Origin of the sequence: Haemophilus influenzae (assembly GCF_019703545.1) — a bacterium.
Lineage (GTDB): Bacteria > Pseudomonadota > Gammaproteobacteria > Enterobacterales > Pasteurellaceae > Haemophilus > Haemophilus influenzae_E.
In genome coordinates this window covers 478,928-492,824 of sequence record NZ_AP018771.1, presented here as the reverse complement: position 1 = coordinate 492,824, position 13,897 = coordinate 478,928, and the positions used below count along the sequence as shown (strand labels likewise).

Sequence of the window (13,897 nt, the reverse complement as noted above, 5' to 3'; positions counted from 1 at the left end):
CTTTTACACTAATTCGTCTATGAAAACAGTCCTTTAGAATAGGAAATATCGCTGACCCAATGGTACGCTATCCACTGGTTCACAGGTAATTAACTCTCCGTCCACTCGAACTTCATAACGTTCAGCATCAACAGTAATGTTTGGTGTTACATCATTATGAACCAGATCTTTTTTACCTACGCTGCGGCAGCCTTTTACGGCAATGGTTTCTTTGTGTAAACCAAATTTCGCACGAATATCGGCTTTTTCAGCGGCTTGTGAAACAAAAAATACCGCTGTTTGTGCTGTCGCCAAACCTTGTGCACCGTACATTGGACGGTAGAATACAGGTTGCGGCGTTGGAATTGAGGCATTTGGGTCGCCCATTTTCGCGTAACTAATAAAGCCTTTTTTAATGACGACTTCAGGTTTTACGCCAAAGAACATCGGTTTCCATAACACGATATCTGCGATTTTACCCACTTCTAACGAGCCAATATGCTCCGCAATACCATGTGCAATTGCTGGGTTGATGGTGTATTTCGAGATATAGCGTTTAATACGGAAGTTATCGTTTCCTTCATTACCTAGCTCACCACGTTGCATTTTCATCTTATCTGCAGTTTGCCATGTACGAATAACGACTTCGCCAATACGTCCCATCGCTTGAGAGTCTGAACTCATAATGGAGAAGACGCCCATATCATGCAAAATATCTTCCGCTGCAATGGTTTCAGGGCGGATACGGCTATCGGCAAAAGCTACGTCTTCTGGCACGCGTTTATCTAAGTGATGGCAAACCATCAACATATCCAAATGTTCATCAATGGTGTTTCTGGTAAACGGACGAGTCGGGTTAGTTGAAGCGGGCAATACGTTTGGATACATCGCTGCTTTAATGATGTCAGGCGCATGTCCGCCACCTGCACCCTCCGTATGGAAAGTGTGAATGACACGTCCATCAATCGCTTTCATGGTATCTTCTAAGAAGCCACTTTCATTTAAGGTATCCGTGTGAATAGCAACCTGAATATCCATTTCATCTGCTACTTTTAATGCAGAATCAATCACGGCAGGCGTTGCGCCCCAGTCTTCGTGGATTTTTAAACCTAATGCACCCGCTTCAATTTGCTCACGCAGAGGATCTAGGCTTGAACAGTTGCCTTTACCAAAAAATCCGACGTTTACAGGCAAGGCTTCTGCCGCTTGAAACATACGTTCCATATACCATGCGCCAGGGGTACAAGTGGTTGCGTGCGTACCATCAGCAGGGCCAGTTCCGCCACCAATTAACGTGGTAACGCCACTTTCAATTGCATGTTGTGCTTGTTGTGGACAAATAAAGTGAATGTGGGTATCGATACCACCAGCGGTTGCAATTAAATGTGCACCATTATGGACTTCCGTGCTTGCACCGATAATCATGTTTGGTGTGACGTTATCCATGGTGTCAGGGTTACCTGCTTGTCCAATGCCCACAATACGCCCATCACGAATACCAATATCTGCTTTGATAATGCCTAATTTAGCATCAATGATCATCACGTTGGTAATCACAAAATCCAATACATTCGGATTGTCGCGAGTTGCCGTACCGCTTTGAGCCATACCATCACGCACGCTTTTACCGCCACCAAATTTACACTCATCACCTTTGGTCAATAAATCTTGTTCAATGGTTGCCCATAAATTGGTATCGCCTAAACGGACTTTATCACCAACGGTTGGGCCATAAGTTGCTACGTATTGAGCTCTTGAAATTGTTAATGCCATCTTGCCCTACCTTATAATTTGCCATCAATTTGATTATGGAAACCATAAATGATTTGGTTACCACCAAAAGCTACTAACTCAACCGTTTTGGCTTCGCCTGGTTCGAAACGCACCGCATTGCCAGATGGAACATTTAAGCGCATTCCACGCGCCAAAGTGCGGTCAAATTTAAGGGCATTATTGGTTTCAAAAAAATGGTAATGCGAGCCAACTTGAATTGGGCGGTCGCCTGAATTTGTTACTTCGATTTTTACGGTTTTTCTGCCGACATTAGCGAGAATATCGCCTTCGGCTAATTGGTATTCGCCTGGGATCATATCCTTGTTCCTTGTAGGGTGGGCTTTAGCCCACCATTGATATTTTTATTTTGGTGGGCTAAAGCCCACCCTACGGTTATCTGATTGGATTATGCACGGTAACAAGTTTTGTACCATCTGGGAAAGTAGCTTCAATCTGGACTTCATGAACCATTTCTGCCACACCTTCCATGACATCATCAACGGTTAAAAGTGTTGAGCCATATTGCATGACTTCCGCTACACTCATTCCTTCTCTTGCTGCCTCTTGTAAATGACTAGCAATATAAGCAATAGTTTCTGGATAGTTTAATTTAACGCCGCGGGCTTTGCGTTTTGCCGCAAGTTCACCCGCGAGGAAAAGCATCAGCTTTTCTTGTTCTCTGGAAGTTAAGTGCATATTTTCATTCCTTAATTTATTATACGAAAGTCAGCGAATTTTACGTAAAAAATCTAAAATAGGAAAAATATTTTGTCAGAATTTTTTGTAAGCCCCTTGAAAGAAAAAAAATCCTCCTTATATAGAAACCGCACTTACAAATTCTTAAGAAGGAAATTAATCATGAATATTCGTCCTTTACACGATCGTGTAATTATTAAACGTGAAGAAGTCGAAACCCGTTCAGCTGGCGGTATCGTATTAACCGGTTCAGCCGCGACCAAATCAACCCGTGCGAAAGTATTAGCTGTGGGTAAAGGTCGTATTTTAGAAAATGGCACCGTTCAACCTTTAGATGTTAAAGTTGGCGATACCGTAATTTTCAACGACGGTTACGGCGTGAAAAGCGAAAAAATCGATGGTGAAGAAGTGTTAATCATTTCTGAAAACGACATCTTAGCAATTGTAGAATAATTATTAAATAAGGGGAAAGAAAATGGCAGCAAAAGACGTAAAATTTGGTAATGACGCACGCGTAAAAATGCTTAAAGGCGTGAATGTATTAGCGGATGCAGTAAAAGTAACCCTTGGCCCGAAAGGTCGTAATGTAATTTTAGATAAATCATTTGGCGCACCAACTATCACTAAAGACGGTGTGTCTGTTGCTCGTGAAATCGAATTAGAAGATAAATTCGAGAACATGGGGGCACAAATGGTGAAAGAAGTGGCATCTAAAGCAAATGATGCTGCAGGTGACGGTACAACTACTGCAACTGTACTTGCGCAAGCTATCGTAAATGAAGGCTTGAAAGCAGTAGCTGCAGGTATGAATCCAATGGATTTAAAACGTGGTATTGATAAAGCAGTAAGTGCGGTTGTTTCTGAACTTAAAAATTTATCTAAACCTTGTGAAACAGCAAAAGAAATTGAACAAGTAGGTACCATTTCTGCAAACTCTGACAGCATTGTGGGTCAATTAATCTCACAAGCAATGGAAAAAGTGGGCAAGGAAGGGGTAATTACTGTTGAAGATGGTACGGGTCTTGAAGATGAATTAGATGTGGTTGAAGGCATGCAATTCGACCGTGGTTACCTTTCTCCATATTTCATCAACAAACCAGAAACTGCAACGGTTGAATTAGATAATCCATATCTTCTTCTTGTAGATAAAAAAATCTCTAACATTCGTGAATTACTTCCCGTGTTAGAAGGCGTTGCGAAAGCAGGTAAACCGTTATTAATCATCGCTGAAGATGTGGAAGGCGAAGCGCTTGCAACCTTAGTGGTAAACACTATGCGCGGTATCGTGAAAGTTGCAGCAGTGAAAGCACCAGGTTTTGGTGATCGTCGTAAAGCGATGTTACAAGATATTGCAATTTTAACAGCGGGTACTGTGATTTCTGAAGAAATTGGTATGGAGCTTGAAAAAGCAACATTGGAAGATTTAGGTCAAGCAAAACGTGTTGTTATCAATAAAGATAACACAACCATTATTGATGGTATCGGCGATGAAGCACAAATCAAAGGTCGTGTGGCTCAAATTCGTCAGCAAATCGAAGAATCAACTTCTGACTACGACAAAGAAAAACTCCAAGAACGCGTGGCTAAATTAGCAGGCGGTGTGGCAGTAATCAAAGTGGGCGCAGCAACTGAAGTTGAAATGAAAGAGAAAAAAGATCGTGTAGATGATGCATTACATGCAACTCGTGCAGCGGTTGAAGAAGGTATCGTTGCTGGTGGTGGCGTTGCATTAGTTCGCGCAGCAGCGAAAGTTGCAGCAAGCCTAAAAGGTGACAACGAAGAACAAAATGTGGGTATCAAACTTGCATTACGTGCGATGGAAGCACCTTTACGTCAAATCGTCACTAACGCAGGTGAAGAAGCTTCAGTTGTGGCAAGTGCGGTTAAAAATGGCGAAGGAAACTTTGGTTATAATGCAGGAACAGAACTGTACGGCGATATGATCGAAATGGGTATCTTAGATCCAACTAAAGTCACTCGTTCTGCATTGCAATTCGCAGCTTCTGTAGCAGGCTTAATGATTACCACTGAATGTATGGTAACTGATCTTCCAAAAGATGATAAAGCCGATTTAGGTGCTGCTGGAATGGGCGGTATGGGTGGAATGGGCGGAATGATGTAATTCGCTTATACGAGTAAAAAATCTATCCCAACAGAAAATTTGAGCTCTATATGACTTAGGGCTCAAATCTACTAAAATAAGGGATATTTTTTATTACCCTATTCTAAATTTATATATGATAAAAATAAAAAAAACCCAGTTTTAAACTGGGTTTTATTTTATCTATTGGATAAATTATTCTGCAACAACGATTACATCTAATGCTGCAAATACTTCACCGTGAAGTTGGAAACGAACATCGTGGTCACCAAGAGTACGGATTGGACCGTTTGGTAAACGAACTTCACTTTTCGCAATTTTAACGCCTGCTGCAGTTACTGCTTCTGCCACATCACGAGTAGTGATTGCGCCGAATAAACGACCTTCATCACCTGCTTTAGATGCGATAGTCACAGAACCTAATGCAGTAACTTCTGCTGCACGAGCTTGAGCTGCTGCAAGATTTGCTGCCGCTGTCGCTTCTAATTCTGCACGACGTGCTTCAAAGTGTTCAATGTTAGCTTTAGTTGCCATAACTGCTTTACCTTGTGGGATTAAGAAGTTACGTGCAAAACCTGATTTAACATTTACTTGATCGCCCACTTGACCTAAGTGAACAATTTTATCTAAAAGAATTACTTGCATTACCGTATCTCCTTAATTACTGATGATTGTCAGTGTATGGAAGTAACGCTAAATAGCGAGCGCGTTTGATTGCACGAGCTAATTGACGTTGGTACTTCGCACGAGTACCGGTAATACGGCTAGGTACAATTTTGCCGCTTTCTGAAATATAGTTCTTTAATGTAGCGATATCTTTGTAATCGATTTCAACAACATTTTCCGCTGTGAAACGGCAGAACTTACGACGACGGAAATAACGTGCCATTTGGCTAGTCTCCTAATCTATAAATTCGATTTGCTCGGCATGTAAAACTAATTGGCATAACCCACTTTGGGTTTTATGTGATGTAATAAATCCCACCACCAAAATTTTACTACCGACCGTAATGCTTTGAGTTTTTTCTATCAATTGATTACCACTAATTTGAACTGGCATTTTTAACCAAGCTTGACGTGTGAAACCACTTTCAATCTGATCAGAACGATGTTCTAACAAAAACTTGCAATGCTCAATTCCACTAGGGCTTTTTAATCGCTTTGGTAACTGAGAAACGACTCCCATAACCGAAAAACGATTATCAATTTTCAAATTACTCTTCAGCATCCTCAAAATCGTTGTTTTCAACTTCAGCTAAAGGTTTACGTTCTTCTTTAGCCGCTTTCATTGGGGACGCTTCTGTTACGGCGTGCTTAGTATGGATAACAAGACTGCGTAATACAGCATCGTTATAACGGAAAGTCGTTTCTAGCTCGTCGATGACTTGTTGAGGCGCTTCTACATTCATAAGCACATAATGTGCTTTGTGTAATTTATTAATTGGGTACGCTAATTGGCGACGACCCCAATCTTCTAGGCGATGAACTTGACCACCAGCTTCTTTTACAGAACCGGTGTAACGTTCGATCATACCTGGTACTTGCTCGCTTTGGTCCGGATGAACCATAAACACGATTTCGTAGTGACGCATTACTGCTCCTTACGGGTTAATCAGCCTTTGACGTAGATCAGCCACCAATCTGCAAAGGCAAGGAACGAAAAATTCAATGTGGCTAAGGGTTGCGGATTATACTGATTTTTTTACGTTCCGCAACCAATTTGAGTTCTTTTTGAGCAAAAAAGAAGACCGATATTATAACAATATCGGCCTATCTCAAATCTTCTGTAATTAACGACTACGGAAAATAATACGACCTTTACTTAAATCATAAGGGGTCATTTCTACAGTCACTTTATCCCCAGTCAAAATACGGATATAGTTTTTACGCATTTTTCCAGAAATATGCGCAGTAACCACGTGACCGTTTTCCAACTCCACGCGGAACATAGTATTCGGTAAAGTCTCTAAAATTGTGCCTTGCATCTCAATGCAATCTTCTTTCGCCATTGTATCCTCTAAAAATAATCGATTTTTTATCCGCACTTTAGGCGGAAAAGTTAAGAAAAACGGGCGGATTATAGCCGTTTTTAGCTTTCTGCGAAAGAAAAAATAATATTGTTCATAAAAAACTCAATTCGACATAACTGAAAAATGATTTACAAAATCAAAACACCCCCTATAATCAACATAAATAACCCCATTACTAGGTAGATACAAATGAATAAAACATTACTAAGTAATAATAATCACCCAAATATTTCATTAACCTGTCAAAAATTTCAATACGGTGGAGGTATGGAACGATATCTTATTGATATTGTTAATGGATTATCTCAGGCTAACATTACACCTAAAATTTACTCTGCCAAATTTGATACGACATTATCAGAATATAATCTAATTAATCCAATTAAGATTAATCTTTCTTTTGTTCCTAAAAAATGGAGAACCTCGTTTCTTTCCTATTTTTCAAATAAATATAAAGAAACATCAGAAGTCTCACTTACCACCTCTTATACCCTATCTGACGTGGTTATTTGTGGTGGTAATCATAAAGGATATCTACAAGCATCAAAGAAAAAGCCAAGCATATCAGATCGATTTAAAATCATGGGTGAACAAAAATCCTTAAATCAGTCCAAATATGTCATCGCTCATTCTGCATTGATGAAAAAAGAACTCGTTGAGTTATATCATATCTCTGAAAACAAAATTGATGTGATTTATCCCCCCATTAATACAGATAAATTCACACAAATCGATGAATATAGAAGAGAGCAACTCAGAGAAAAATTAGGTTTTAAAAAAGACGAGATTATTTACCTATTCCCTTCAACAGGACATACGCGAAAAGGCTTTGATATTTTAAAACAATATTTTGAAAACACCCAGTTACCCATTCGCTTAGTGGTAGCAGGAACGCCTGTAGAAGAAAGTCCTAAAATCTCTTCACTTGGGTTTTGCAAAAATATGCCTGAATTATATCAAGCGGTAGATTTCACCATTATGGCATCTCAATATGAGCCATTTGGGCTGGTTGGGCTAGAATCTATATTATCTGGTACGCCAGTTATTTTTTCTGAAAACATGGGATGCCTAGAAGTATTACAAAACGAATTTGGCTATACATTTTCTAGAGAAAACATAAGTACTTTAGATGATGCAATTCAAAAATCAGTAAAACAAGCATCTGAACAGCAACACCGTATTCTCAATCCAATGGACTGTATTCGTTATAATCCAAGTTTGAGTCATCATATTAAAGCAATACTGGAACTCATCGCTAAATGATATTGCCCATGACTGTTACACTAAAATTTACAAAAGAAATACAGGCTCTATAATAACCGCACTTTTCTTATTAAATAGTACTTATGAATTCAAAAAAACACTTAGGCCATACGGCGCGTAAACGCTTTGGTCAAAACTTTTTACATAATACTTCTGTCATTCAAGGTATCGTGGCGGCGATTTACCCACAACCCAATCAATTCTTAGTGGAAATTGGTCCGGGACTTGGTGCATTAACAGAGCCTGTTGGTGAACTTGTCGATCATCTGACTGTGGTAGAGCTTGACCGAGACCTTGCAGAACGTTTACGTCACCATCCATTTTTACATCAAAAGCTCACCGTTATTGAAACGGATGCGATGCAATTTGATTTTGGTGAGCTTTATACAAAAGAAAATTTGGCAGAAAAAGGGCAAAAATTGCGTGTGTTTGGTAACTTGCCTTACAACATTTCTACGCCATTGATGTTCCACTTGTTTAAATATCATGATGTGATTCAAGATATGCACTTTATGCTGCAAAAAGAAGTGGTAAAACGCCTATGTGCCGCACCAAATAGCAAAGCCTACGGTCGTTTAACGATTATGGCGCAATATTTCTGCCAAGTGATGCCTGTGCTTGAAGTACCACCTTCGGCATTCAAACCTGCACCGAAAGTAGATTCAGCCGTTGTGCGTTTAATTCCGCATAAGGAATTACCGCACCCTGTAAAAGATTTATATTGGTTGAACCTTGTTTGCTCCCAAGCGTTCAATCAACGTCGAAAAACATTACGCAATGCACTCTCAACTCTATTTTCACCTGAAAATCTGACCGCACTTGGTATTGATTTAAATGCACGTGCAGAAAATTTGGCTATCGCAGATTATGCACGTTTAGCGAACTGGTTAGCGGATAATCCACCAGCAGATGTCAATAAAGATGAAATCTTAGATTCAGAAGAATAAAAATAATAAAGGTGTAACCCTTGTTACACCTTGGCTCTCTACATAAAACGAACAATTTCTTTACCTTGCATTTCTTTAATACGTTGTTGTTCTTTCCATTTTTTTCTATTTAAAGCTCGTATAATATTTTCTTTTATCCGAGTTAAACGCTGTTTCAATGTCTTTTTCTTACGGATTTTTGGACGTTTTTGTCGTTCTTTTTCCAATCCGCTTGTTAATACACTTTTACTTTGATTCGCTTGGAGTTCTTGAATACAAATTGCTGGATTCAGTTGATAGACAATATAATTATCAACATCAACTAATTTATTAAAAATAAGTTGATCAACTGCAACAATTTCATCAGAAGGAATATTCTTTAAATATTCAATTACATATTTAGCCGCACCTTGAGAAATAATATAACCTGCCGTCCCCCAGTGAGTTGATTTTAAAATATCAAAGTTCCTAGAATTAAAAGGTGGAATTTTAGTTTGTTTCTCAAGTTTAACTGGCCGTAAAAAAGTTTCTAAACGAATAATAAAAATATCATTAAAATCAAAACGTGTTTTTAACCATTCATTTTGGTTCAAAAATACTTCCGCATTCTCGCCAAGAATTACATCATCTTCAAAAATTTTGAGATATTCTAAATTTTCATTCACACACTTATTCCATAATAAGAAATGGCTAATTAAACAGCCTTTTTCTCCTTTAGTAAGTATTCTAGATTCCTCTATATTATGTAATATGGAGTTTGATTGATTGATTGATTGATTGATTGATTGATTGATTGATTGATTGATTGATTGATTGATTGATTGATTGATTGATAAGTGTACGCATTAAAGAAACTAAATGAAAGTTTTTTTGATTCAAATTGCTTAGTAATATGTTTGCGACGTTCAGTTGCATTTTCCATACTAATGACAATATTTTCAATAGCACTCATATTTAAATAAAAATGGAAATAACTAAATTTTTCGCATTCTACTATACAAAAAGAATAAATCAACAATAAAAGTCTGTGTTAAAATTTTCAAAATTTATTTATAAAAGAGCGGTCAAAAATGGCAACCTATTTCGTCGGTGATTTGCAAGGCTGTTATGATGAATTACAGCTTTTATTAGAACGTGTAGATTTCAATCCTACGCAAGATAAACTTTATCTTGTGGGGGATCTTGTGGCACGTGGGGATAAATCACTTGAATGTCTTCGTTTTGTAAAATCACTTGGTAATGCAGCGCAAACCGTACTAGGGAATCACGATTTACATTTAATTGCGACTGCACTGGACATTAAAAAAGTGAAATCGCGTGATCGTGTTGATGCCATTTTTAATGCGCCCGATTTTGATGAGTTGATTCATTGGTTACGCCATCAGCCATTACTTGTGCATAATGAAAAGTTAAACTTCCTGATGTCACACGCAGGCATTTCCCCAGATTGGGATTTGAAAACTGCGAAATCTTGTGCGGCTGAAGTTGAACAAATTTTACAGCACGGCGATTTTCATTATCTTATTGAAAATATGTATTCTGAACAGCCTGATCGCTGGTCGCCAGATTTACAGGGCTTAGCACGTCATCGCTACATTATTAATGCTTTCACTCGAATGCGTTTTTGCTATTTGGATCATCGCTTTGATTTTGCCTGTAAATCCCCTTTAAAAGATGCGCCAGCGGAGCTCACGCCTTGGTTTAATTTAGATAATCCACTTTATAAACAGATTCCCATTGTCTTTGGGCATTGGGCAAGTTTAGTCGATGAGCCTACTCCAAAAGGTATTTATGCCTTAGATACGGGTTGTGTGTGGAATAATCGAATGACCCTGCTGCATTGGGAAGACAAGCAGTTCTTCACTCAAAGTGCGGTCAAAAATTACAGTGATTTTTAAGGAAACACTATGCTCTCGCTTACGACTGAATCTTGCGAACTGTTCAACATTCCTTTCTACCAATTCGCCCAAATAAAAAAATTCTGCCCAGAAGATATTCCAGCGATTAAAGCGGATTACAAATTACATTGGGATAATTGGAAAGCGATAATTCAATCTGTTTCAGCACAACTCGGTACGCCTTTTGCGAAACCGCATATTGAAAGCTGGACCAATGGTTGGCAAGTGCGGGCTCATTTCTTCGCTTATTTTAAATACGAGTTTAACCAAAATTCTGCCGCAATCTTTTCTGTGCTATTAAATCGTCGCCGACTAAGAGTGTGTTTAGATTGGCATTGCTATCGTGCAGATCGCTCACAAATTAATGTGCAACAATATAATCAGTGGCTTGATCAATTTGATTTCAAACAATTTGCTGATTTTGAGATTTGGCGAGAGGATGAAAGTGAATATGATGATTTTCGCCAAGTGAAGGTCATTTCTGAAAAAAATCTGATCTTACGTTCAGATGAGGATTTTTGGTGCATAGGAAAAAGTATTGAAAAAGCCGAATTAAATCAAATAGATCCCGTTTTATTTATTACACACACCATTCAACAATTACAACCGCTTTACGATCGCTGCCATCAATAAAGTATACCCTTAGTATAAATAATTGAGCTCTACATTATGCAGAGCCCAATATTTCAGCAAATTAATAAACTATCCAAATTTATAGCAATAGTTTAAAGTGCGGTAATTCTTATTGATGTTTTTAACTACACATCATAAGTAGTTGATGCTGTGTTACCGCCACGACCAGTCCAGTTGGTGTGGAAAAACTCGCCACGAGGTTTATCTGTGCGTTCATAAGTATGAGCACCGAAGTAGTCGCGTTGTGCTTGCAATAAGTTTGCTGGTAAACGTGCTGAAGTATAGCCATCTAAGAAAGTAATCGCAGACGCCATACAAGGCATTGGGATACCCACTTCGATAGATTTTGCCACCACTTTACGCCAGTCACTTAATGCGTTTTCTAAAATGCCTTTGAAGTAGCTATCTGAACCTAAGAAAACAAGATTTGGATTTGCTTCATAAGCATCGCGAATATTACCTAAGAAACGGCTACGAATGATACAACCTTCACGCCATAACAACGCAGTTGCACCATAGTTAATATCCCAACCAAATTGTTCAGAGGCTTCACGAATCAGCATAAAGCCTTGTGCGTAAGAAATAATTTTTGACGCTAATAATGCTTTACGTACCGCTTCAATCCATACTTTTTTGTCGCCTTCAACTGGTGTAATAGTTTTGCCGAATAATTGATTAGCCGCAACACGTTGATCTTTAAAGGAAGACACGCAGCGTGCAAAAACGGATTCAGTGATTAAAGTTAATGGAATACCAAAATCTAACGCATTGATACCTGTCCATTTACCTGTCCCTTTTTGACCTGCAGTATCCAAGATTTTTTCGACTAAAGGTTCTCCACTTGCATCTTTATAGCCAAGAATGTCAGTGGTGATATCGATTAAATAGCTATCAAGTTCAGTATTTTTCCATTCTGCGAAGATGGCTTGCATTTCTTCATAGCTTAAGCCTAAACCTTCTTTTAAGAATTGGTATGCTTCGCAAATTAACTGCATATCGCCATATTCAATACCATTGTGAACCATTTTCACAAAATGACCAGCACCTTCGCCGCCGACCCAGTCACAACAAGGTTCGCCTTGTTCTGTTTTAGCTGAGATTGCTTGGAAAATAGGTTTCACATACTGCCACGCTTCTTGATTACCGCCCGGCATAATTGAAGGCCCGTGACGCGCCCCTTCTTCGCCACCAGACACACCCGAACCGATAAAGCGAATACCTTTCTCCGCCAAGGCTTTCACTCGACGGTTCGTATCTGGATAGTTTGAGTTACCACCATCAATAATGATGTCGCCTTCTTCTAAGTGCGGTAGTAACGCATCAATGAATTGATCCACCACATCACCCGCGCGCACCATTAACATCACTTTACGTGGTTTTTCTAATTTAGCAGCTAAATCTTCTAAAGAGTATGCACCGATAATATTCGTGCCTTTTGCCGCACCTTGTAAAAACTCATCCACTTTTGAAGTGGTACGGTTATATGCCACGACTTTAAACCCGTGGTCGTTCATATTTAAAATGAGGTTTTGCCCCATTACGGCTAAGCCGATAACACCGATGTCGCCTTTTACTGACATTGTTTTCTCCTGTTGGATTACTAAATCTTTGTTTATGATGAGGGCTAATATAATTAGCCCCTACATGTTTTGTCTATGATGTAGATAAATTGTAGGAGGGAATTACATTCGCCCTTTTAATCTACATATAATTAATCTTGTTCCCATAAAATAGGATTATTTTGAATATATTCATAAATCTGCAAATAGGATTTTTCATCACGAATAATATGTTCATAATAATTTCGCTGCCAAACATCAAAAATTTCACTATTTTTTCTTGCCCAAGATGTTACACCTGCTTTAAATCCACGAACTATTGAGCCAATTGTTTGAGATGTTCCCTTTTGTGGCAACTGTGTTGCTCTCGATTGTAGGGGCAAATTACATTTGCCCTTTACCTGTTCAATAATTTCAATAATACCGTGTAAATGATTTGGCATAATAACAAATTCATCAATTCGTACTTGTGGAAAGAACATTGGAATATTTTCCCAACACTGTTTTACGTAATTCCCTAAATCATTTAATTGCATTTGTTGATTAATGATATGCCCAAATAGACATTCTTTATTTTTACAACAAATGGTGATGAAATAAAATCCTTCAGAACGATAATTATAATGTTTTAAACGAATCGATCTTCGATGATGAATACCTGCATTATATTTCGTAGTCATACATTCCGCTGTAATTGTTTTTATAGGGCAAATGTAATTTTCCCCTACAAGCGATCAATTTTATGCAACCATTTGCAAAACTATTGCCAACACAGGCAACCCCTGCTTTACCAATATCCCCTTATTCTTCGTCGTAACCGCCCCAAAAACTGCGGCGATAATCACACAACCTAAAAAGAAATAAATCACCGAAATTTGGTTGATGGCATAACCAAAAATAATCCCTGCTGCCAAAAAGCCGTTGTATAACCCTTGATTGGCGAACACCACTTTTGCTTTCAATGGTGAACATTTCTAAATAGAGAATGTAGAAATGTTCAAGGGTGACAAGTGCAGTTAAAATATGGGCTAAAATTTCC

At 38.6% G+C, this 13,897-nt stretch carries 17 protein-coding genes and 1 pseudogene; 6 read left to right on the top strand and 12 right to left on the bottom strand.

Annotated features, from left to right (window positions below; translation table 11 throughout):
* Positions 1 to 33: 33 nt before the first annotated feature.
* The 3 genes from ureC to ureA form a co-directional block, all read right to left on the bottom strand.
* Positions 34 to 1,752: an urease subunit alpha gene (gene ureC / locus K6J66_RS02460; RefSeq protein ID WP_038439444.1), complete on the bottom strand. Its 1,719-nt coding sequence runs from the start codon at positions 1,750 to 1,752 to the stop codon at positions 34 to 36.
* A gap of 11 nt (positions 1,753 to 1,763) precedes the next feature.
* Positions 1,764 to 2,069 (bottom strand): urease subunit beta, encoded by a 306-nt coding sequence (ureB, locus tag K6J66_RS02455; protein ID WP_038439445.1) that lies wholly within the window; start codon positions 2,067 to 2,069, stop codon positions 1,764 to 1,766.
* Between the two features lie 76 nt (positions 2,070 to 2,145).
* A complete protein-coding gene (ureA, locus tag K6J66_RS02450; RefSeq protein ID WP_038439446.1) occupies positions 2,146 to 2,448 on the bottom strand; it encodes an urease subunit gamma in 303 nt (100 codons plus the stop codon).
* A gap of 162 nt (positions 2,449 to 2,610) precedes the next feature.
* On the opposite strand from ureA, the gene K6J66_RS02445 reads away from it, so the two are divergent.
* Positions 2,611 to 2,901, top strand: a complete 291-nt coding sequence (locus K6J66_RS02445; protein WP_005629492.1) for a co-chaperone GroES — start codon at positions 2,611 to 2,613, stop codon at positions 2,899 to 2,901.
* Between the two features lie 22 nt (positions 2,902 to 2,923).
* Positions 2,924 to 4,570 carry a chaperonin GroEL gene (gene groL / locus K6J66_RS02440; protein ID WP_038439447.1) on the top strand — a complete coding sequence of 549 codons (1,647 nt, stop codon included), beginning with the start codon at positions 2,924 to 2,926 and terminating at the stop codon, positions 4,568 to 4,570.
* Positions 4,571 to 4,744: 174 nt separating this feature from the next.
* Here groL and rplI read toward each other — a convergent pair whose 3' ends face one another.
* The 5 genes from rplI to infA all read right to left on the bottom strand — a co-directional run bounded on the left by rplI (position 4,745) and on the right by infA (position 6,558).
* Positions 4,745 to 5,194: a 50S ribosomal protein L9 gene (gene rplI, locus K6J66_RS02435; RefSeq protein ID WP_005649511.1), complete on the bottom strand. Its 450-nt coding sequence runs from the start codon at positions 5,192 to 5,194 to the stop codon at positions 4,745 to 4,747.
* A 16-nt stretch (positions 5,195 to 5,210) separates the two neighbouring features.
* The gene (rpsR, locus tag K6J66_RS02430; RefSeq protein ID WP_005598105.1) at positions 5,211 to 5,438 is read right to left on the bottom strand and encodes a 30S ribosomal protein S18; all 228 of its coding nucleotides are present in this window, start codon (positions 5,436 to 5,438) and stop codon (positions 5,211 to 5,213) included.
* A gap of 12 nt (positions 5,439 to 5,450) precedes the next feature.
* Positions 5,451 to 5,777: a primosomal replication protein N gene (gene priB, locus K6J66_RS02425; protein WP_005639404.1), complete on the bottom strand. Its 327-nt coding sequence runs from the start codon at positions 5,775 to 5,777 to the stop codon at positions 5,451 to 5,453.
* On the bottom strand, positions 5,764 to 6,141 hold the full coding sequence (rpsF, locus tag K6J66_RS02420; protein ID WP_005627620.1) for a 30S ribosomal protein S6: 378 nt from the start codon (positions 6,139 to 6,141) through the stop codon (positions 5,764 to 5,766). The genes priB and rpsF overlap by 14 nt, the downstream gene beginning before the upstream one ends.
* Positions 6,142 to 6,339: 198 nt before the next feature.
* Positions 6,340 to 6,558 (bottom strand): translation initiation factor IF-1, encoded by a 219-nt coding sequence (infA, locus tag K6J66_RS02415; RefSeq protein ID WP_005627617.1) that lies wholly within the window; start codon positions 6,556 to 6,558, stop codon positions 6,340 to 6,342.
* Between the two features lie 210 nt (positions 6,559 to 6,768).
* Between infA and K6J66_RS02410 the strand changes: the two genes are divergently transcribed.
* Positions 6,769 to 7,842, top strand: a complete 1,074-nt coding sequence (locus K6J66_RS02410; RefSeq protein WP_238144208.1) for a glycosyltransferase — start codon at positions 6,769 to 6,771, stop codon at positions 7,840 to 7,842.
* Positions 7,843 to 7,925: 83 nt separating this feature from the next.
* A complete protein-coding gene (rsmA, locus tag K6J66_RS02405) occupies positions 7,926 to 8,789 on the top strand; it encodes a 16S rRNA (adenine(1518)-N(6)/adenine(1519)-N(6))-dimethyltransferase RsmA (RefSeq protein WP_038439450.1) in 864 nt (287 codons plus the stop codon).
* A gap of 38 nt (positions 8,790 to 8,827) precedes the next feature.
* Here rsmA and K6J66_RS02400 read toward each other — a convergent pair.
* Positions 8,828 to 9,720: pseudogene (locus tag K6J66_RS02400) on the bottom strand (glycosyltransferase family 25 protein).
* A gap of 118 nt (positions 9,721 to 9,838) precedes the next feature.
* Here K6J66_RS02400 and apaH point away from each other — a divergent pair.
* Both apaH and K6J66_RS02390 read left to right on the top strand, forming a co-directional pair.
* Entirely contained in the window at positions 9,839 to 10,666 is an 828-nt protein-coding gene (apaH, locus tag K6J66_RS02395) for a bis(5'-nucleosyl)-tetraphosphatase (symmetrical) ApaH (protein ID WP_038439453.1), read from the top strand.
* Between the two features lie 9 nt (positions 10,667 to 10,675).
* Complete coding sequence (locus tag K6J66_RS02390) at positions 10,676 to 11,299, top strand: glucose-6-phosphate 1-dehydrogenase family protein (RefSeq protein ID WP_038439455.1); 624 nt, start codon at positions 10,676 to 10,678, stop codon at positions 11,297 to 11,299.
* A 125-nt stretch (positions 11,300 to 11,424) separates the two neighbouring features.
* Here K6J66_RS02390 and gnd read toward each other — a convergent pair whose 3' ends face one another.
* The 3 genes from gnd to K6J66_RS02375 form a co-directional block, all read right to left on the bottom strand.
* The gene (gene gnd / locus K6J66_RS02385; RefSeq protein WP_038439456.1) at positions 11,425 to 12,879 is read right to left on the bottom strand and encodes a decarboxylating NADP(+)-dependent phosphogluconate dehydrogenase; all 1,455 of its coding nucleotides are present in this window, start codon (positions 12,877 to 12,879) and stop codon (positions 11,425 to 11,427) included.
* A 131-nt stretch (positions 12,880 to 13,010) separates the two neighbouring features.
* Positions 13,011 to 13,538 carry a transposase gene (locus tag K6J66_RS02380; protein WP_038439457.1) on the bottom strand — a complete coding sequence of 176 codons (528 nt, stop codon included), beginning with the start codon at positions 13,536 to 13,538 and terminating at the stop codon, positions 13,011 to 13,013.
* A 60-nt stretch (positions 13,539 to 13,598) separates the two neighbouring features.
* A complete protein-coding gene (locus K6J66_RS02375) occupies positions 13,599 to 13,820 on the bottom strand; it encodes a DUF1304 family protein (RefSeq protein ID WP_225732511.1) in 222 nt (73 codons plus the stop codon).
* Positions 13,821 to 13,897: the final 77 nt, after the last annotated feature.